The sequence below is a fragment of the Pseudomonas sp. 2995-1 genome (assembly GCF_002742505.1).
GTDB lineage: Bacteria > Pseudomonadota > Gammaproteobacteria > Pseudomonadales > Pseudomonadaceae > Aquipseudomonas > Aquipseudomonas sivasensis.
On record NZ_LJSA01000071.1, the window covers coordinates 1 to 240 of the forward strand.

Annotated in this window: 1 protein-coding gene; it reads right to left on the reverse strand. The window is 32.5% G+C overall.

Going from position 1 to position 240, the window contains the following annotated elements; genetic code table 11:
• The coding region (locus tag AOA61_RS31680; protein ID WP_218197298.1) for a hypothetical protein at positions 1–215 on the reverse strand (215 nt) is incomplete at its 3' end.
• Positions 216–240: the final 25 nt, after the last annotated feature.

Here is a 240-nt window from a genome sequence, read left to right on the forward strand (position 1 = left end):
TCCCTTCGTAATAAATAGAAAACGTTAGGTTTATATGCTTTTATTAGAGACACGATTTCAACTACTGGAATGGAATGTTTTTGATGCTGTAAACGAATCAATAAACGAAGTAGATTACGAAAGTCAGCGTATGAATTTTTTGAATCATCGAGACTATCTAACATTGCAGTAAATTTAGTTATCACACTTAGTAAACTTTGGTCATTTTGAGTCATACGGAAGCTCCTTCAATCACAATAC